Source organism: Methylosinus sp. LW4, assembly GCF_000379125.1.
Taxonomy (GTDB): Bacteria; Pseudomonadota; Alphaproteobacteria; order Rhizobiales; family Beijerinckiaceae; genus Methylosinus.
Map to the genome: position 1 here is coordinate 2,312 of NZ_KB900627.1, position 21,506 is coordinate 23,817.

The following is a 21,506-nucleotide window of genomic DNA, read 5'->3' on the forward strand; positions in this document are numbered from 1 at the left end:
TCTGGATCGAGCGGCAGATAGGCGCCGCCCGCCTTCAACACGCCGAGCAAAGCGACCACCATCTCCAGCGAGCGCTCGACGCAAAGGCCGACGATCGTCTCCGGCCCGACGCCGAGACCGACGAGACGACGCGCCAGCCGGCTCGCTCGCGCGTTCAATTCGCCATAGGTGAGAGCGTCTTCGCCGAAGATCGCGGCCACGGCGTCGGGCGTGCGCTGCGCCTGCGCCTCGAACAGCTCGTGGATGCAAAAGTCATGCGGAAACTCCGCCGATGTGTCGTTCCAATCTAGCAGAAGCTCACGGCGTTCCGCCTCGCTCAGAATATCGAGCGCCCGAATTGGCGTGGCCGGCGCATTTTCGAGAGCGCTCGAGAGACCGTCGAGAACAACGCGCATGTAATCGCAAATTTTTACCGGATCGATGGATTCCAGCGTTTGGACTGTGAGCAGAAAGCCCTCGCCGAAATCGTCGACAGACAGCGTGAGCGGGTAATTCGTGCGCTCGTCCGCAAAGATCAGCTCGGCGTCCTCGAAAGCGGATGAGCGGGCCTCGTCCGACTCGCTGTGACGGTAGTTCAGCAATGCAGAGAACAATGGCGTCGGCGCCGCCACCTTGCTGCATCGCTGCGCCAAAGTGAGCGACGCATGTTCATGCTCCAGCAAGCTTGCCAGCAACATGTGCGCGCTGCGCACACGGTCGACGACGCTTCCGTCCCCGAGCTCGATCCGCATCGGCAGAGTATTGATGAAAAGCCCGAGCCCCAGGCTGTCGCCGCCGCTCATCCGCCCGAGCAGCACCGAGCCGAAGACCACATTCTGACGTCCCGTCAGCTTCCCGAGCATTTGTGCGTAGGCGAGATGGAACAGGCTCGCGGCGCTGACGCCGAGATTTGTGGCGCTGTCCCTCAGTCGCTGCGCGAGGCGAGCGTCGAGCGCGAGCTTCGCCTCGATAATAACGCCATCGCCTTGCATATCGATGAGCCCGAAGGGGGCCGTCGGCTCGCTGACATCGCCCAGCAGTGATGTAAAAAATGCTTCATGCGCCGAAGCGCTCACACCCAAGCGCGCGCGCGCCACGAAATTTCGATAAGGCGTCGGCTTCGACGCCAGATTTGTCCTCCCCGACAGATGAGCCTGCGCCTCCTCCATGAGCAATTGGAGAGTGGCGTGGTCCAAAGCAAGATGATGCGTCAAAAGGAGAAGGAGCCAACGGCTCTTCTCTTCCTCATGCGCGACCACGGCCTGCATCAGCGGCGCAGTACGGACGTCGAGACGGATACGGCGCGGATCGAAGCGCGCGCGCATTTCCACGGCGGACTCGACCTTCACATAGTCGACGCCCAGCGTCGCATGGCGCCATACGACCTGCATCGGCTCTGATAGCCCTTCCCACACGATGGCTGTGCGCAGCACATCGTTTCGTTCGATCATCGCTCGCAGCGCCTCGATGAATCGCATCATCGTCTCATGCGACTGGAAGGCGAGCTGGACCGGCATGAGATAAGGGTCGCCGTCGACGTTCATCAGATGGTGAAACAATATGCCCTCTTGCAGAGGCGCCAATGGATAGATGTCCTGAATATTTGCGGCGCCGCCGGGAACCGATCGAACGATGCGATCGATCTCCGCTCGAGAAAGGCTCGCGAGCGTCACCATTTCCGGCGTAATTTCGTGGCCGTCGCTCGGGATGAGATTTGGCGGAACCGCCACATCGGGCCGAACGCCCGAGGCGCGCGCCAGAGCAGCCGGAGTCGGCGCGATAAAAAGCATTCGAGCGTCGGCGCGCACGCCGTGCCGGCGCAGCTGATCGATGACGCGAATCGCTTTCAGCGAGTGACCGCCGAGCTCGAAGAAATTGTCGTCGACGCCGACGCGCTCGACGCCGAGAACAGTTGCGAAGACGCGGCACAGCGTCTCTTCCGTCGGCGTGCGCGGCGCGACATAATCATGGCGCTCTCGCGCATCTGGATCAGGATCCGGCAGCGCCTTGCGGTCGAGCTTGCCACTGGCCGTCAGCGGCATCGCTTTCAGCTGGATAAGCAGCCGAGGGATCATATAGTCAGGCAGATCTCGTCGTAGCGCAGTTTTCACCGCGCCGATATCCAGCTCTCCGTCACCCGTCACATAAGCCGCCAAACGCCGGTCGCCCGTAGCGTCCGCGCGCGCGAGCGCTACGGCCTCACGCACGAGAGGAAGACGTCGCAGCGCCATCTCGATCTCGCCGAGCTCGATGCGAAAGCCACGGATCTTCACCTGATGATCGATCCGCCCGAGGAATTCGATATTGCTGTCTGCTCGCCAGCGCGCGAGATCGCCTGTACGATACATTCGCTCTCCGGGCGTGCCGAAGGGGTTCGGGACAAAGCGCTCGGCGGTGACGTCCGGTCGGCCGAGATATCCGCGCGCCACCCCGGCGCCGCCGATATAGAGCTCCCCGGAGACGCCCACGGGAACAGGCCCCCGCTCGTCATCCAAAAGGAAGATTTGCGTGTTCGAGATCGGCCGGCCGATCGGCGGATTTCGCCAGTCCTGCTCTTGCAAGCGAATGTAGGTGGAATAAGTCGTGCATTCCGACGGTCCGTAGAGATTGAACACGCCATCGAGATCGCGGCGTCCTAAAGCCTCGGCCAAAGCGGGCGGAAAAGGCTCGCCAGCGAGATTGACGATTCGCACGGACGGCGGCAGCGCGTCGCTCCTCGAGAGTTCCGCCATAGCCGACGGCACCGTATTGATCACATGCGCCGCTTCGCGTCCGTTCAAGCCGGCGATCTCGAGCACGTTTTTCGCGATCACAATGACGCCGCCGAAGCTCAATGGCAAAAACAGCTCGAAGACCGACAGGTCGAAGCACAAGGACGTCGACGCCAGCACCGTGGATGCGCCGGGCCGAATGAAAATGTCCTTCGCCCAATGCAGCATGGCGGCCGTGCTGACATGCGCTATGGCGACGCCCTTGGGTCTTCCCGTGGAGCCCGAAGTGTAGATGACATAGGCGAGATTCTGCGGCGCGGCGCGGCGGCCGAGCGCTTCGGCGCTCTCGCTTTCGAATTGCTCCCGATCCGCATCGAGCTGCAGGATTTGCGTTCCCGCGGGAAGCCGCTCCGCGAGACGCTCCTGCGTCAGCACGAGACGCGGCGACGCATCCGCGATCATGTAGGCGAGACGCTCTGCCGGATAGTCTGGATCGAGCGGCAGATAGGCGCCGCCCGCCTTCAACACGCCGAGCAATGCGACCACCATCTCCAGCGAGCGTTCGACGCAAAGGCCGACGATCGTCTCTGGCCCGACGCCGAGACCGACGAGACGACGCGCCAGCCGGCTCGCCCGCGCGTTCAATTCGCCATAGGTGAGAGCGTCTTCGCCGAAGATCGCGGCCACGGCGTCGGGCGTGCGCTGCGCCTGCGCCTCGAACAGCTCGTGGATGCACAAGTCATGCGGAAACTCCGCCGATGTGTCGTTCCAATCGATCAGCAGCCGCCGACGTTCGGGCCCGCTCAGCATCGGCAGCGTTCCGATGCGAGCGCGCGGATCGGCGACAATCGCTTCCAGCAGATTGCGATAATGATCCGCCATGCGCGCGATCGTCGACCGCTCGAACAGAGCGGCCGCATATTCGATCGATGCGCTCAATGCGCCCTCGCCCTCGGCGACTTCCAATGTGAGATCGAATTTCGACGTTCCGCTGTCCGCCGTAAGACTCTCGATCCGCAGGCCGGCCAAGGAAAACGCCCGCGCCGGCGCATTCTGAGAGACGAACATCGCCTGAAACAAAGGACTGCGGCTCATGTCGCGCGCCGGGCGCAGCTCCTCCACCAGACGTTCGAACGGAAGATCCTGATGCTCTTGCGCGCCCAGCGCCGCCTCGCGCACCCGCTCCAAAAGCGTGACGAAGCTCGGATCGCCAGAGAGGTCCGCGCGCAGAACCAGCGTGTTGACGAAAAAGCCGATCAGCCCCTCGAGCTCCACCCGTCGCCGATTGGCCGTCGGCGCGCCGACGCAAATGTCGCTCTGCCCGCTGTAGCGCGACAACAGAAGCTGAAACGCCGCGAGCAATACCATGAACAGCGTCGCGCCCTGCTCCCGAGCGAGGCTCTTCAGCCGATCCGCGAGCGCCGCCGGGATCACGAAGCGATGCACGCCGCCGGCGGAATCCTGAACCGCCGGACGCGGATGATCTGTCGGTAGCTCCAGAACCATGGACGCATCCGCCAACCTCCGCCGCCAATAGGAGAGCTGCCGCTCCAACCGCTCGCCGCGCAGCCAATCGCGCTGCCAGGCGGCGTAATCGGCATATTGGATGGGAAGCGGCGGGAGCGGCGACGGACGGCCTGCGACGCGCGCCTCATAGAGCGCTGCGAGCTCGCGCATCAGAACGTCGGTCGACCATCCGTCGGACACGATATGATGCAGCGTGAAGGCGACGAGATGCTCGCGCGCCTCTTCGCCGACGCCGAGATCGATGATGAGGACGCGCAGAAGCGGCCCCTGCGTCAGATCGAAGGGCCGACGCGTCTCCCGCTCGATGAGACGAAGCGCCTCGGCGGCGCGCGCATCCGTTTCGAGATCGCGCAGATCGACGAGGGGACAGTCGATCTCCAGCGATGGCGCGACGATCTGAGTCGCTTCGCCATCGACCACGGAAAAGCGCGTCCGCAGCGTCTCGTGCCGCGCCACGATCGCGTTCACCGCCCAGGAAAGGGCCGCAATGTTCAACGAGCCGATAAAGCGAAACGCGCCCGCGTTATTATAGGCGGAGCTATCGGGTTGAATAATATCGAGCAGCCATAGGCGCTGTTGCGCATAGGACAGCGGCTTCCTCGCGCCGCGATATGCCGCGATCGGCCGCTCCTTGTCCGACTCCTCGTTCATTCGAGTCCGCAACAGCTGCAATTTTTCGGGAGACAGGCGCGACAGGCGCTCGATCAGCTCAGCCATTATCGTTCTTCCAGACTCGCGTGTTCAATCGGTCAGATCAGGATTTCGGTTCGGCCGAAGAGAAGCTTCGCGTCGACGCCCATTTCATCGTTCAACGACCGAATATACTTGGCGATCTCCGCCATGTAGACGTCGTCCTCGGCGGGAGTGAGGGCGAGGAGATATCGTACCCATGGCTCGCGCCCGACCGCATAGATGAACGCCTGCCGACAACGCACAGCGCGCGCGAGCTCCAGAGCGGTGTTGGAATTGCACCCATTTGAGCGGCGTCCCTGGCTATGTCGATGATCGGGCTTGTTCGGCAAAATCGGCCCATAGACCCAATTCAACGGCGCGCCGACGCATTCCATTCCGACGAAGAGAGTGTCGATGGGACCCGTCTCGCGAAGCAGATGCGCGTAGATCTCCGAAACCAGGCAATTGGAGTCGGCGGCGAAGAGCAGGCTTCGCGTTCCGAGGCGCAGAAAATAGGCCGTTTTCGCGGAGGGCAGATCATTGTGCTCCCCCAGGAACGGAACCGCGACAATTCGGCCATTGGGAATGGCGAATTCATCGAGGCAATCGACCTCCCGCACATTCGAGAACCCGAGCTGACGCGCCAGCAGCGTCAGCGACAGATCGCCATAAAAAACGCCCGAGCTCCTCGGCGCTACGAGGGTCCCGATCTTGCGTCTCAACCGCAGTAACGTCTCGATGACGAAATGATCGTGGTGCCCATGCGTGATGAGAACATAATCGATCCACTCCGGCAGATCGCCAAAGCTGAAACGTTCCACGTCATGACGCTCTGGACGCGGCGCGATCAGCGGATCGACGAGGATCGAAACCCCTCCGCTCTCCACGAGCACGCAGGCGTGCCCGAAGTATCGAATGCGAATTCGATCGCCGCGCCATGGCGCTCGAATGGCGCCGTCGCTCTCGCGCAAAATGGCTCGCAGCTTCGCGTCCTGCGACGTCGGAGAGTCCAGCAAGGATCTGATCTCGGCGAAGGATTTCGGCTCCTGTTCCAGACGGAACAGCTCGTCGATTTTGGGATCGTCGAAAGCGACGTTCCAATCGAGAGAATCGTCTCCTGGCAATCTCGGCGTGCTCATATAATAGGGACGCTCGAGGTCGGTCTCCTGACGAAACAGGCGTAGCGACTGGGCCTCCTTCTTATAATATCCGCTCTTGTAGAGAAGCCCTTCGAGCGGCCGCACGATCGGTCGATTGTAGTAATCGTAGAGAAGCTCGACATAGCCACGCAGCGGTTCGGGAATCCGTCGATAATAGCCCTCGAGGCTTTCGCCATTCGCTTCGTTGACGAGCCGATTGTGAAACGCGATCAGCGCGCGCGCGAAAGCGAGATTATCCGAAAAATCATCCTTCATCTTAGCCGAGAAGTCGCGAACCTCGGCTAGGCGCGACGTCGGGACGTCGACGAAAGCGCCGCCCAAAAGCTTGGGATTGCGGCAAGAGGTCTCGTGAATTCCAGGATTCGCGAGATAGGAGTCGAGCGTCGTGATCTGGTAGTTCAGAAGATGCAGACTCTGCGTGACCGGAGACATCACATGGGGCCACGCCACCCATCGTCCGACCAAAGGCTCTACACATACGCTCTCCGCGAGAGCGTAGCGGATCTCGTCAGACATGCTGCGATCCTTCCTTTTCGAGCCCATGAGCGACGGCCTGCGCATCAGCGGTGGAGTCGATCTCCGCGAGAAGAAAGCTCAGCGTCTCGTCGATGGCCGCGCCGGCGGTCGCCTCGATCTCCGCGGCGAGCTCGCCGAGAGTCCCTCCCTCGAAAAGCGTCGTGATCGGAATGTCCTTGCCGAACCGCTGCTGCGCGCGCGCGACCACTTGAATCGCAGACAGCGAGTTGCCGCCGAGATCGAAAAAGTTGTCGTTGCGCCCGATCTCCTCGACGCCGAGCACGGCGCGCCAGATATCGGCGAGGAGAAATTCGACAGCGCTGATGGGATCCTTGCTTTCCAGCGTGTGTTCCGTGGCGGCCGTCGCCGGCTCGAACAGCGCCGAACGATCGACTTTTCCATTCGGAAGCCGCGGCAAGGCGGGGAGAGCGACGATGACATCGGGGACCATGAAGGCCGGCAGATTCTGCTCGACATGCCGGCGCAACGCGGCTTCGATCTCTCGCGAATCGTCATTTGCGACGACATAGCCGATCAGCCTGGCGCCGTCCCCCTTCTCCCCGCGCACGACCACGACTGCCTCGGACACATTGGGATGGGACGACAGCACATCCTCGATTTCTCGAGGATCGACGCGATAGCCGCGCAGCTTGATCTGCTCATCGAAGCGTCCGAGAAACTCGAGTCCTCCGTCCCGGCGGCGCTTTACGCGGTCGCCGGTACGGTAGAGTCGTTCGCCGCCGTGGCCGAAGGGGTCTGGGACGAATTTCTCAGCGGTCAATTCCGGCTGGCCATGGTACCCTCGCGTCACGCCCGGACCGCCGATATAGAGCTCGCCGGCAAGGCCCACGGCCGATAGGTCGCCATCCGGCCCGACGACATAAGCTCGGGCGCCGGGAATTGGCTCCCCTATGCTCACGGGGCTCGCCCTGTTCTCATGCTCGGCGATTTCATGAATCGTGCTCCACACGGAGCATTCCGTCGGTCCATATTCATTGAACAGAGCGGCGTGTGGCAGCGTCGCAAAGTGAGCGTCGACGACAGCGCGCTTGCAAGTCTCGCCGGCGACGACGCAGCATCGCAGCGATGCGCAGGCCTGCGGGGTCGCCACTTCCAGCAATGCGGAATAGAATGACGGCAGACATAGGAGATGCGTGACCGACTCTCTCTCGACGAGACGTATGAGCGCGCCCGGATCGCGCCGCACCCTCTCGGACGGGATATGCAGCCGGCCGCCCTGGGACAAGGTCCAGAACAGCCCCGCCAAAGAGCTGTCGAAGGAAATGGACGACAAGAGCAGGAAGCCGGCGACAGGCTCCGCGTAACGCTCCAAGCGCGCGCGCGTCGAGGCGACGGCGTTGCGATGCGTCGCCATCACGCCTTTCGCGCGGCCCGTCGAGCCAGACGTGTAGATGATATAGGCGACGTTTTCAGGCGCGACGTTCGAAATGACAGGATGGTCCGGCATTGAGCCGAGGACATTCTGATCCAGAATTGCGATTGGAACCGCAATCTGGTCGAGATTCGAAGCCAGCTCCCGCGTCGTGAGCAGAGCGCCCGCCCGCGCATCGGATAGAACATAGTCGATCCGGCCGGGCGGATAGGCGGGATCAAGCGGCACGAAGGCGCCGCCCGCCTTAGACACGCCGATGATCGCGGCGACCAGCTCTACCGAGGGTTCGAGAAGCACGCCCACCGGCACGTCGGGGCCGACGCCCAGCCGCTGCAGCCAATGCGCGATCTGATTTGCGCGTACGGCTAATTCGCCATAGGTCATCGTCGCATCGCCCGTCGCCACCGCGACATGATCGGCACGCGCATTTCGGCCGATCCAATGATGAATAAGCTCCGGCGCGACTGTACGAAGCGAAGCGCCTTCGGACATTGCGACGATTTGCGAATATTCTGCCGCGTCCGAGAGACGTAGCGCCGCGATGCGCGTCGTCGGAGACGCCAGCAGATTGTCGACGAGAGTTGTGAAATGCGCCGCCATCCTGGCGATGGTCTCTTCGTCGAAGAGGTCCAAATCATGCTCGAAACGCAGCCGCAGTCCCGGCGCCTCGTTGAAGACATGCAGAACGAGATCGAAGATCGCCGAGTCCGTGCTCACTTCCTCGACGTCGATCGCGAGACCGGATAGCGACAGTCGCTCGATCGGGATATTGTGGTGAACGAACGCCACTTGGAACAGAGGATTGTGACCGAGGCACCGCTTCGTCGCCAATTTTTCGACGAGCATTTCGAATGGCGCATCCTGATTCGATTGGGCGTCGACAGCGGTCTCATGCACACGCGCGAGCAATGTCTCGAAGCTCGGATTGTCGTCGAGCGTCGTGCGCAGAACGAGAGCGTTCGCGAAAAATCCTACGAGCCGCTCGAGTTCGGGATGCGTGCGATATGCGATGGTGGTGCCGACCGCGATGTCCGTCTGGCCGCTGTAATGATAGAGCAGAGTTTTGAAGGCCGACAGCAAGACGACGAACAGCGTCGTGTTCATCCTTCTGGCGAGATTTGTAAGTCCCTCGAGAGCCTCTTGCGACAGCGTCCAGGAATAGCGCGAGCCGCGATTGCCTTGCGTCGACGCGCGCGGCCTGTCGGTCGGCAGCGCCAGCAAATCGGGAAGTCCGGCGAGCCTTTGCGCCCAATGGTCGATTTGCCTTCGGCCCGCCTCGCTCGTCATTAGGCGACGATGCCAGGCGGCAAAGTCGCCATATTGCACGGACAGCGGCGCGAGCGGGTTTGGCGCGCCCCTTATCGCAGCCTCATAGAGCCGCCCGATTTCCTGGATCAGCAGCCCGCTGGACCATCCGTCCCAAATGATGTGATGGATCGTCAGCAGCAAGACATGCCTTTCGATGCCCAAGGTCAGCAAGGTCGCTCGCATCAGCGGCGGCGCATCGAGATCGAAAGGCTTCCGCGCCTCGACGTGTGACAATGCCTGAACTTCTCTATTTTGCGCCTCCTCATCGAGGCGACACAGATCGGTTCGTTCGAAGGGGAATTCTGCATCGCTTGCGTAAAAGAGCCGAGGAACGCCGCAGTCGCTCACGAAACCAGAGCGCAGCACTTCGTGACGACGAATAATTTCTCTCAGGCTCGACTGCAGCGCTGCCGGATCGAGGGCTCCTTCGATGCGCGCCAGTAGCGCTATGTTGAACAATGCCGGATTGGGCGACACTTGGCATTGAAACCAGATGCGCTCTTGGCCGTATGACAGCGGATCGTCGCCGGGCGCCCGAGGAGCGATGCGGTCTCGAGATATCTTCAGTGAAGAACGGCCCCGCAAGCGGAGCTCGAGAAGCTCGCGCTGACCCGGAGAAAGGCGCGCCTTTTTGTTCTGCTGCTCGTTTTCGATCTCGATCGTGTCCATGAGGCGGTCGCTCCGAATGGCTCGTTTCTCGAGGGAGGACTCGCGTCTCAGACGCGAGCTTCCGCCATCTCCTGCGCGCGACGAGACGCTTCGGCGTCGCTCAGCTCTTCGATGTCGGCGAGAATAAGATCTTCCACGCGCTCGGCGAGCTTGGCCACTGTCGAAGCCTCGAACACCACAGGCAAAGGCATTTCGATTCCGAAGGCGGATCGAATGCGCGAACGCAATCGAATCGCGAGAAGAGAATGTCCGCCGAGCTCGAAGAAATTGTCCTCGACGCCGACGCGCGGCGTCTCCAGCGCCTCGGCCCAAATCTCGCACAAGATTTCTTCGGTCGCATTGCGTGGCGCGACATAGGCGCGCGAGACATGGGCGAAGGCGTCGACCTCCGGCAATTTGTCGCGGTCGACCTTGCCATTGGAGATGAGCGGCAGCGCGTCCATGCAGACGAAGGCGCTCGGAACCATGAAGTCCGGCAGCGTCTGCAACACATGCTCACGAAGAGCGCTCGCGTCGAGCTGCGGCGCGACCACATAGGCGATCAGCCCATGCGCGCCCTTGGACAGCCGACGAGCGACGACACACGCTGCTTCAACGAGCGGATGGGTGACGAGACAGGCTTCGATCTCTCCCGGCTCGATCCGATGTCCGCGAATCTTGACCTGATGATCGGCGCGGCCCAGAAATTCAATGACTCCGTTCGGCCGGTAGCGTCCCAGATCGCCGGTTCGATAAAGGATCGAGCCAGATGGTCCGAACGGATCGGGGACGAAGGATTGCGCGGTCAATTCCGGGCGACGGAGATAGCCTCGGCCGACCTGAACGCCGCCGACGCAGATTTCGCCGGCGACGCCCGGCGGCGCCAAATCGAGGCGCCGATTCAAAATATAGATCTGCGTGTTGTCGACAGGCCTGCCGATCGGAACGCTGAGGTCGTCGCCTTCGGGCGCCGCGTCGATCGGATAATAGGATACGTCGTCCGAGCACTCCGCCGGTCCATAGGCGTTCAGAAGATGGATATTCGGAAAGCGCGCCATGAAGCGCCGGCACAGTTCCGGCGTGAAGGCCTCCCCGCAAGGCAGAAGCCAGCGGAGCCGAGCCAGTCGCTCGCCATCCTCCACGACATCGAGCAGCGCCTTGATCATCGACGGCACGGCTTCGAGAATAGTGACGCCGCGACGATCGATCTCTTCGAGCAGCCGTTGAGGATCGCGCGAGATTTCGTCGGGGAATATCTCGACCCGCGCGCCGATTGCGATCGCCGTGAGGAACTGCCAGACGGAAATATCGAAGCATTGCGACGCTGTCTGCGCGATGACGTCATCCGCGGTCAGATTCAGCGCGCGTTCTTTCGTGATCAGATTATTGAACATGCCTCTATGCTCGACCATCACGCCTTTCGGCTTGCCGGTGGAGCCGGAAGTAAAGATGACGAAAGCGAGATTTCGCGGCTCATTGCGGCGCGGCGATCTCGTCGTCGTGGCTTCGCCGCTCGTCATCGGCGCGATCAGAAGCGGCCGTTCGGCCTCATCCAGTGCCTCGCAGAGCGCGCTCGCTCGCTCGAGATGATCGGTCCCGGCCAAGATCCATTCGACCTCGGCTTCCTTCAGCACTTGCAAGATCCGTCCGTCTGGATAGGCGGGATCGAGCGGCAGATAGGCCGCGCCGGCCTTGAAGACGCCGAGCATAGCCGCCAAAAAGCTCAGCCCGCGCGTGTCCCACAAGGCGACGAGGCTGTCTCGTCCGACTCCTGCCTCGACCAATGCGCTCGCGATATGATTCGTGCGTTCATCGAGCGCTCGATAGGTCAGCGTCTCGCCCTCGCAGGCGGCGGCGACGGTGTCTGGATGCCGCGCTGCTTGCGCCTCGAAGCGCTGCACGAGATCGAGCGGCTCGCCATAGTCATGATCCGTGTCATTCCATTCGACGACGGCTCGGCGAAGTTCCGCGGGGGCCAGGAGCTGTACGTCGCCGACCCGCCCGTCGCTCTTTGCGATCAATTCTTCGAGAGCGCGCTGAAAATGCGTCGCCATGCGCCCGATCGTCGAGGCCTCGAACCGCTCGCGATCGTAAGTCAGGCGGAGCGTGAGCGTGTCGCCTGGAATGGCGACGAAGGTGAGCGGATAGTTGGTGTGAACGCGAAGCTGCAGGAGATCGATATCGAGAATGTCCTTTTCCCCGCGCAGGCTGGGGTCGATCGGCGCGTTCTCGAAAGTGAGCAGATGTTGGAACAGGAGCGCGTTGGCGCGTGGGATGGAACTCCAGCTCTGGATCATCGATTGAGAGACGAACTCGTGCTGGCGCATCTCCAAATTGCTGGTCATTATCTTTTTCAGCCAATCGATGATCGGCTGATCCGGCCGGATGCGCACACGCAATGGCAAGCCGTTGATGAACAGGCCCAATGCCGTCTCTGAGCTCGGAAGATCGATCGGACGGCCGGCGACCGTCACGCCGAACGCGACCTCGTCCACATCGGCATATCGGCCGAGCAGCAGCGCGAGCGCGCCCTGGACAAAGGTGTTGACGGTCAAGAGATGCCGGCGCGCGAGCTCTTCGAGCTTTCGTCGATCTTCCGCCGAAAGGGTCACGACGACGTCGTCGACGGAAGCGGCCGCCTCGGCTGTGACCTCTGTCGCCCTGGCGCCCACCAGCGGCGTCGGCTCCGAAAAGCCCTCGAGATAGCGGCGCCAGAAGCTCTCCGCGGACGCCAGGTCCTTGGTTCGCAGCCAGGCGATATAATCGCGGAACTGTCCTGGCGGCTCGACGTCGACGGGCTCTCCCTTCAGCTCGGCGGCATAATGCCGGCGAACGTCGAGCAGCAGCGGAGATGTGCACCAGTCGTCCATGATGATGTGATGGAAGCTGCGCACGCAAATGTGCCGATCGTCTCCTACGCGAATGATCTTTATGCGCATCAGCGGCGCGATCGAGAGATCGAATCCGTCTTCGCGTTCGCGGCTCAGCAATCGATCGATGTAGGACAATTGATCGGCATCGGATAAATGTCGAAGGTCGATGATGTCGACCGGCAAATCGACGCGGCTGTGAACCACCTGATGGGCGCGCGCCTTCACATCCCATTCGAACGACGTGCGTAAGGCGGCGTGCCTTCCGATCACTCGGCGCCAAGCGCTAGCGAAAGCCTCGACGTCGAGCGGCCCTCTTATCTCATAGCGTTCTTGCATATGATAGAGGCCCGTCCCCGTCTGAGACAGGGCGTGAAAGAGCATCCCTTCCTGCATCGGCGTCAACGGATAGAGATCTTCGACATCGCCGTGTCGATGCAGGATGCCGTCGATTTCGTCCGGCTCCAGCTCCGCGAGAGCGAATGGGGCTGCGAATTGCGCGAGCGCGCGTTCGGCCTCGGATTTCGGAGCGGCTTCTGCGCCGAGCGTCAACCCCGGCGCCAGCAGGCGCACGGTCGGATGTTGGAACAATTGACGCGGCGTCAGCTCATATCCGGCTTGCCTCAGCCTGCTCGCAGCCTGAATAGCTCGGATCGAGTCGCCGCCGAGGGCGAAGAAGCCATCGTCGACGCCGACGCGCTCGACGCCGAGCACTTCGGCGAAGACGCGGCACAGCGTCTCTTCCGTCGGCGTGCGCGGCGCGGCATAGTCCCGGCGCGATTGCGCGTCGGGATCGGGCGCCGGCAGCGCCTTGCGGTCCAGCTTGCCGCTCGCCGTCAGCGGCAGCGCATCGAGGCGAACGAATAGCTGCGGAACCATATAATCCGGCAGCTCCCGCCGTAGCGCCGTCTTCACCGCTTCGAAGTCCAGCTCTCCCTCGCCTGTCACATAGGCCGCCAGCCGCTTGTCGCCCGAGCCGTCCGCCCAGGCGACCGCAACCGCATCGCGCACATCCGGCCGTCGCTGCAGCGCAGCCTCTATCTCTCCGAGCTCGATGCGAAAGCCCCGGATCTTCACCTGATGATCGATCCGCCCGAGGAACTCTATGTTCCCGTCCCGACGCCAGCGCACGAGATCGCCGGTGCGATACATGCGCTCCCCTGCGACGAAAGGATTGGCGACGAAACGCTCGGCCGTCAGATCCGCGCGGCCGAGATAGCCGCGCGCCAGCCCGACGCCGCCGATGCACAATTCGCCGGCGACGCCGACCGCGACGGGCTCGAAGCCCGCATCGAGAATATAGAGCCGAATGTTCGAGATCGGGCGGCCGATCGGCACTCTCTCGCCAGAGCCTTTCCGCTTCGGATCGAGCCGCAGAGATTCCAGCTTCGCTCGCTCTGTCGTGTTTTCTTCGCTCGAAAGCGCTGTCGCGTCGTCCGGCGCGCATCGATAAGCGCTGACGTCGATCGAGGCTTCTGTCGGGCCGTAGAGATTGTGAAGCTCCGCCGCCGTCGCGGCGCGAAAGCTCTGCGCCGCCGCAGCGGGAAGCTCCTCGCCGCTGCATATCACGCGGCGCAGCGATCCGAGCGGGGCCATGTCGACGACGCTCATGAATGCGCGCAGCATCGACGGCACGAAATGCAGTGTCGTGACGCTATGGCGCTGGATGAGCTCCGCCAGGCGCGCCGGCTCGCGATGATCGTTTGGCGCGGCGAGCGCGAGACGCGCGCCGGCCTGCAGCGGCCAGAACAGCTCCCATGCCGAAACATCGAAGCCCAATGGCGTCTTCTGCAGGACCGTATCCTCGGCGGTCAGGCCATAGCGCTTCTGCATCCAATCGACGCGGTTGACCACGCCGTGATGCGGCGCGGCGACGCCCTTGGGCTTTCCCGTGGAGCCCGAAGTGTAGATGACATAGGCGAGATTCTGCGGCGCGGCGCGACGGCCGAGCGCCTCGGCGCTCGCGCTTTCGAACTGCTCCCGATCCGCATCGAGCCGCAGGATCGGCGTTCCCGCAGGAAGGCGCTCCGCCAGACGTTCCTGCGTCAGCACGAGACGCGGCGACGCATCCGCGATCATGTAGGCGAGACGCTCCGCCGGATAGTCTGGATCGAGCGGCAGATAGGCGCCGCCCGCCTTCAACACGCCGAGCAAAGCGACCACCATCTCCAGCGAGCGCTCGACACAAAGGCCGACGATCGTCTCCGGCCCGACGCCGAGACCGATGAGATAACGCGCCAGCCGGCTCGCTCGCGCGTTCAATTCGCCATAGGTGAGAGCGTCTTCGCCGAAGATCGCGGCCACGGCGTCTGGCGTGCGCTGCGCCTGCGCCTCGAACAGCTCGTGGATGCACAAATCATGCGGAAACTCCGCCGATGTGTCGTTCCAATCTAGCAGAAGCTCACGGCGTTCCGCCTCTTCCAAGAAGGGAAGATCGCCGATGCGCGCCTGCGGATCGTCCAGAACGCCGGCGAGCAGCGCATGATACCGGCGCGTCAAGCGCTCGATCGTGGTTGCGGTGAACAGCTGCGTCTCGAACTGAAACGACAGCAGCAATTCCTCGCCGACCTCGGCCGCCATCACCGCGAGGTCGAACATTTGCACACGTTCACGCAGGCGCGACGATCGCGCTCTACGCCCGCAAAATGAGAAGGGAGCCCCATCCTCGCCGAGCGCGAGAGCGGCGAAATCCGCCGGCGCTTCCGCTTGCGCCTGTTGGAGAACGAACCAGCTCTGGTAGATCGGCCATTGGCTTTCATTGCGTTCGGGCTGAAGACGTTCGACGATCAGCGGAAATGGGAATTGCTGATGCCGGAGCGCGCCTCGCACCGTCGCATGCGTCCTATGCAGAAGATCGTCGAAGCTGTCTTGTGATTGCGCCCGCACCCGCAGCGCGACTGGATTGACGCAATTTCCGACGAGTCCGACCGTCTCCGAGCCCAAGCGGCCGCTCGTGGGAGCGCCGACGACGAGGTCGGACTGTCCGGTGACGCGATGAAGAAGCGCGAAATAAGCGGCGAGCAGCAGCGAAAACAGACTTACGCCCTCGCGTTTGGCCCGCTCCTTCAGCCTATGTGTCGTCTCTCTGTCGAGCCGCAGCGGCGCCGATCCTCCGACGTAATCGGGAATGGAGGGGCGCGGAAAATCCGTCGGCAATTCGAGCGAAGGCAAGGGGCCGCTAAGCTGGTCGCGCCAATAGCTCCAATCCCTTTCGGCGGCGGACGATGCGAGATAATTCGCTTCACGACGAACGAATGCGCCATATTCCCCGCTCGTGGGCGGAGCAAAGCGGCCTCCCGCCTCCAAGGTGCAATAGGCGGCGTCGAGCTGCGAGATCAGGAGCAGCAACGACCACAAATCGACAGCGATGTGATGTGCGACGAATAGGAGAGTCGAGCCGCCGTCGCCCCGACGATAGAGGATGATCCGAAACGGAGCCTGCGCGTCGAGATCGAACGGACGTTGGGCTTCTCGCGACAGCGCGCCATTCAGCTCGGTCGCCGTCCAGGCCGTCGCATCCTCCAGGCGCAGCCGATCGGCCAGAGCTTCGAGGGGAAGCGCTTCCTGACCGACGCCGTCCGAGCCGGAGCGATAGACGGTGCGAAGCTGCGCATGGCGCTCGACGAGCAATGACAGCGCCCGGCGGAAGCAGTCGAAGTCCAACGTCTCGTCGATATCGAGCGCGAGATGCAGATTATAGGCGCTGCTCGCCGCATCGAGCCGATGGACGGTCCAGATAGCGCGCTGGCTGTAGGATAGAGCCCGTGGGTCTGGCGTGCGCGCCGCCTCGCGCGCCGTCGATGCGTCATCGTCAGCGAGCCCGGCGAGCGCTTCGGCTGCTTCCGCAAAGCTCGCATCCGAGAGCAAAATCCCGATCGGCGTTTCGATTCCGAGCACGGAATCCAGTGAATGCTTCACCTCGATCGCCCGCAGCGACGAAAGTCCGCTTCGAGAAAGCGAGCTGGCGGCGTCGAAATCGCTTTCCGGCGCCCCCAGTGATCGCGCCACTCTGGAAATGAGAAAGCGCGTGAGAAGCGCGGCCTTTTGCGCCGGCGCCAGATAGGAGAGCGCCTCGCGCAGGAACGCCTCGGCCGGCGCCGCTCGCTCCGCCGCGGCCGGCGGCGCAGAGAGATGCGTGCGGGCCAATGTCCGCAGATCTCCTGATAAATAGCGTTGTCGACACTCCGCCCGCCGAAGCTTGCCGCTCGACGTCTTGGGAACCGAGCCGGGCTGCACGAGCAAGATATCGGTCGGCTCGATATCGACCTCATTGGCGACGCAAGCGCTGATCTTGCGAAGCAGCGCGTCGCCGCCGCCATTTTCCAGAGCCGCCAAGAATGATCGATCCGGCTCCGCCACGACAATGAGAGCTTCTCGATCGTCGATGGTCGCAGAGAAGGCCGCCGTGCAGCCGCGTCGCAATCCGTCGATCTGCTCATCGATGACGCATTCTATGTCTTGCGGATGAAAATTTCGGCCGGCGACGATGATCAGATCCTTGAGGCGGCCGGCGACGAAAATCTCGCTCTGCTCCATGAAGCCGAGATCGCCCGTCCGCAGATAGGCGCGCCCATTCCCTCCGGCGATCGTCGCGCCGAAGACGCGCGCCGTATCGTCCGGCCTGTTCCAATAGCCCTGCGCAACGCCTGGTCCCGCGATCCAAATTTCGCCGACTTCACCCGGGGCGCAGAGCTTCGTCGACTCGGGGTCGACGATTTTGACTTCATATCCCGGCCAGCCGTGGCCGCAGCCGACGACGGCCGTGGATTTGGCGCCTTGCGACGGGACGATGCGGCGCGCCTCCAACGCCTGCCGATCCACTTCGATAATCGGTAGCGGCCGGCGATGCGTCGGCGCCGTCGCCACCAGCGTCGCCTCCGCGAGCCCGTAGCAGGGATAGAAGCTGTCACGCCGAAAGCCGGCGCCCGCGAAAGCTCGAGCGAAGCGATCGAACGTGGACGCGCGCACCGGCTCGGCGCCGCTGAACGCAATGCGCCAATGGCTCAAATCGAGATCGCGCTTGTCTTCGTCCTTTATCTTGCGCGCACAAAGATCGAAGGCGAAATTCGGACCGCCGCTCGTATGCGCTCGATAGGCGGAGATCGCCTTCAGCCAACGCAGCGGCTTTTCGAGGAACGCCATGGGCGACATCAGATAGGCGGTCGCGCCGATATAGAGCGGCTGGAGAATATTCCCGATCAGTCCCATGTCGTGATAGAGCGGCAACCATCCGACGAGATCGCAGCGCTCGTCATGTCCGAAGCTCTTCTCGATGAGCGCCTGGTTGCTGATGAGATTGGCGTGCGTGACCATCACGCCGCGGGGATCGCCGGTCGAGCCCGACGTATATTGCAGAAAGGCGATCTGATCCGGCTGCGGCGCATGAGCGCGCCACGCTTCCGCCTGTTCGGAGGAGATCACGTCGGTCGCCGCCCAGGGGCAAGGAATTCGCGCCGATTGCTCGCCGGCCTCGTTCTCGAACCGTTGGCGCAACGCCTCCGTCGTCAAGATCGCGGCCGGTCGCGCGTCGCGGAATATCGATTGCAGCCTTTGCAAATGCCGGCCGGAAGGCGGATAGGCGGGGACGGCGACAACGCCCGCGTAGAGGCAGCCGAAAAAGGCCTCGATATAATCGAGGCCCGGCGGATACAGCAGCAGAGCGCGCTCGCGGGTCAGCCCCAGCGCGGTCAAATGCGTCGCGATCGCACGCGCTCTGCGATCGAGATCGCCATAGCTCAGACGCGCGCCTTCTCTCTCGCCGTCGTCGAGAAAGACATAGCCCGGCTTCGTCCCCTGCTCGGCGGCGCGAATGCGCAACAGATCGACGAGATTGCGGGCGGCGAGAGGAAGGTCGGTCCTGCGGACGCCATCGAGAACGATCGCCATTTTTCGCCGTTTCCTTTGCACTTTCCCGATCGTGACGCGACGCGCCGATCGGTCACGACACGTAGCTGAGATAGGATTTGTAGAAGGGCATGACGCGCTTGGGCGGGACGCCGGCCCACATGCCGAAAGCGATCAGCGCATTGTAGTAGACGTTCTGGAGAGGCATGCCGCGCATCGCCGCCAGCAGGCCCTTCAGAGCGCTGTCTTTCGTGTGCCAATCGACGTTGAAGGACAGGGCGCAATCGAGGCTTCTGACATGATGCAGCGTGCCGGGCGGCATGTAGAGCAGATCGCCGGGACCGACCACGATCTCGACGCCGCGCGCATCGCGGTAGAGCGGATAGCGCTCATGATCGGGATTTTCCACGTCTACGCTGCACCAGCGCCAATTATAAGGATAGCAGCGTTGCAGATCGTCGTGGGGGAATAGGGTGAAGCGCTTCCGACCGGAGATTTGAAAGAACAAATTGTGAGTCAGAAGACAGTCGAAATGCAGTGGCGTGAGGCTCGCCGACGGTCCGAGAAACATCTGCGCGAATTTTGGCCAGTCGGCGCCGTACCACGACGGAAAATAGCTTCGAGGAAAGGCCGCGAGATCGGCGCTCGCGTCACGAAGCACGCTGGTCAAAGGAATGTCGTGCAGATAGAGCGGCCTCGCGCCATCGGGCTCCCCCGCCGCCAGGCGTCTCTCATAGAGCTCCAAGCTGTCGAGATAATCAGCGAGCGGCATATGAGAGATTTTGACGCCGGATGCGGTCCATTCCTTCAGCGGCGTCTTCAAGTCGCCGGCCCGACGACGAAGATGATCGAAGGTCCAATCGGAGAGAGCCGCGCATTCTTTCAGAGCGCCTCTCACGACCACCGGCCGCGCGGGACGAATGTAGAATTTCACGAAATCGTCAGGCGACAGACGATCCAGCTCTGCGACGCCGTAGGGCTTCGACATTCCCGCTCCCGCTCTTTGATTTTTTACGATCGCGCGTCTCGCGAGAGCGCGCCGAAACGCGATCTCGCCGCACGACGATGAGACAGGCTCAGGAGGCAGCCGTCTGAGCTTCGGCCATTTGCCGGCGCAAGCTCAAGGGACGCATGTCCGTCCACACTTCTTTGATGTAGGCGAGACACTCCGCTTTCGGACCCGTTTTGCCAACGGCGCGCCACCCGGCTGGAATGGCCTTGTAATCCGGCCAAATCGAATATTGCTCTTCGTGATTGATCACGACCGTGTAGATCGTGCGATCCTCTTCGTCCCGATCCATGAGCCGGCTCCTCTCGTTGCAGTCTCGCAGAACGCCGAGATCGCATTCTGCTCGTTCCACAAAGCTAGACGGATCGGCCTCGCAAAACACGCCAATGAAAATTTCAGAAACTGCTTCTTGGACCAGCGGGGCTCATCGCCGACCGGCGTCGCTCGCCGAAAGGTCGCGCGAAGCACGTCGAGACGCATCGCCTCGCGGCGAATAGCGCGACCGCGCGTCCGAGGCTTCTCGTCGGATTGGATCACGCTCCCGATCGCAGCGTGCGGAGAGCGCGCGCAGACGCCCGCTCACGATCGCCGAGCCTGCCGATGCGCCGCTCGCGAGGCGCGCTATTCCGAGGACCGGAGCGCGGCGGATTTCGGCGCCTCGGCCGAATCGCGTCGCGCATGAAAGCGACGGGCTCCTCGCTTTTTCCACCAGATATAGACGCCGGTCGCCGACAGCGCCGTGAGCGCGAGGCCGAGCGCGCAAACGAAGAGCCTGTAGGGCAGACCGAATATGCGCGCCATATGCAGCGCGTAGAGCCAGCTCTCGATCGTGTTGCCGACATGCTCGCCCGTGGGCTCGGACGCCTCGATCAAATGGCCGTCGTCGCCGTCGAGCATCACATATGTGCCGCCGCCTTTCGGCGAGCGCTCGAAGAGATCCCGCCCGCCGCGGACCTCGTAAATATAGGCGTTCGCCTCTTCCAGATAGGACAGCGCCAAGGCTTTGCCGATCGCGAAGCCGCGAATGGCCGATTGCTCGGCGATGAGCCGCTCGCCGGTCTCCTGCGCCGCGCGCCAGTCGAGCATGGGCGGCCGGTACGCGCGCTTCGGCAAGGCCAGATAGAGATCGAGCGACGAGTGGAAGTCGAACAGAGACCGCATCACCGGCTCATAGACGAAGGGTCGCAAGTTCATCATCACGCTCGACCAGGCGAAGACGAACAGCGCCGCCCATAGCCAGAGGCCGCCCGCGCGGTGGAGATCGAAATTCAGGCGATAGAAGCCGGCGTTGCGCTTGACGAGCCAAGCCGGCTTCCAGCGCCGCACAAAGGATTTCGTCGTGGGCGGAAAGGTCAGATAGAAGGCCACGAAGCAATCGAGCGTCCAGATCGTCGCGACGATCCCCAATATCAGCTGGCCGGCGACGCCCAGCATGAGACGCCAGTGCAGATCGTAGATGAAGGGCATGAGATTGACGAGGCCTTCGGAGAGATCGGCGCGCCTGCGTCGGCCGAGCTCCGCGCCGGTCCATGGATCCACGAAGAATTCCGTGAAGCCGAGATCATATGGCGCCTGCGTCTGCGGATTCTGCCGCGGGGCGAAGGAGATCGAGACTTGATCGGGCTCCGCATAGGTGACGGAGATCACGCGGCCCTGCGGGACTTGCGCCTCGGCGCGTGACGCCAGCGCCGCGAGTCCGAGCGGCGGCGCATCGATCCGCGGCGTCGCGAAGAGCTGGGGCGCGAAGACGCGCTCCAGCTCCGTGTTGAAGGCGAGCAGGCTGCCGGTCAGGCCGACGACGACGAGAAACGCCGCCATGGCCAGCCCGGCCCAGCGATGCAGGAAAACGAAAAAGCCGCGCAAGCCTCT

Annotated in this window: 7 protein-coding genes; all 7 read right to left on the minus strand. The window is 62.8% G+C overall.

All coding sequences use genetic code 11. The annotated features are described in order from the left end of the window. On the minus strand, positions 1-4,934 hold a 4,934-nt coding region (locus METLW4_RS25475), incomplete at its 3' end, for a non-ribosomal peptide synthetase (RefSeq protein WP_018267988.1). A gap of 32 nt (positions 4,935-4,966) precedes the next feature. After that, on the minus strand, positions 4,967-6,565 hold the full coding sequence (locus METLW4_RS0119895) for an MBL fold metallo-hydrolase (protein WP_026191663.1): 1,599 nt from the start codon (positions 6,563-6,565) through the stop codon (positions 4,967-4,969). Beyond that, a complete protein-coding gene (locus tag METLW4_RS25480; protein ID WP_018267990.1) occupies positions 6,558-9,935 on the minus strand; it encodes a non-ribosomal peptide synthetase in 3,378 nt (1,125 codons plus the stop codon). Before METLW4_RS25480 ends, METLW4_RS0119895 begins: the two co-directional genes overlap by 8 nt. A 47-nt stretch (positions 9,936-9,982) precedes the next feature. Beyond that, on the minus strand, positions 9,983-18,670 hold the full coding sequence (locus tag METLW4_RS25485; RefSeq protein ID WP_018267991.1) for a non-ribosomal peptide synthetase: 8,688 nt from the start codon (positions 18,668-18,670) through the stop codon (positions 9,983-9,985). Positions 18,671-18,722: 52 nt separating this feature from the next. Beyond that, positions 18,723-19,616 carry a cupin-like domain-containing protein gene (locus METLW4_RS0119910; RefSeq protein ID WP_018267992.1) on the minus strand — a complete coding sequence of 298 codons (894 nt, stop codon included), beginning with the start codon at positions 19,614-19,616 and terminating at the stop codon, positions 18,723-18,725. A gap of 88 nt (positions 19,617-19,704) precedes the next feature. Beyond that, positions 19,705-19,929, minus strand: a complete 225-nt coding sequence (locus METLW4_RS0119915) for an MbtH family protein (RefSeq protein WP_018267993.1) — start codon at positions 19,927-19,929, stop codon at positions 19,705-19,707. Positions 19,930-20,258: 329 nt separating this feature from the next. Beyond that, positions 20,259-21,500 (minus strand): PepSY-associated TM helix domain-containing protein, encoded by a 1,242-nt coding sequence (locus METLW4_RS0119920; RefSeq protein ID WP_018267994.1) that lies wholly within the window; start codon positions 21,498-21,500, stop codon positions 20,259-20,261. Between the last annotated feature and the right edge of the window lie 6 nt (positions 21,501-21,506).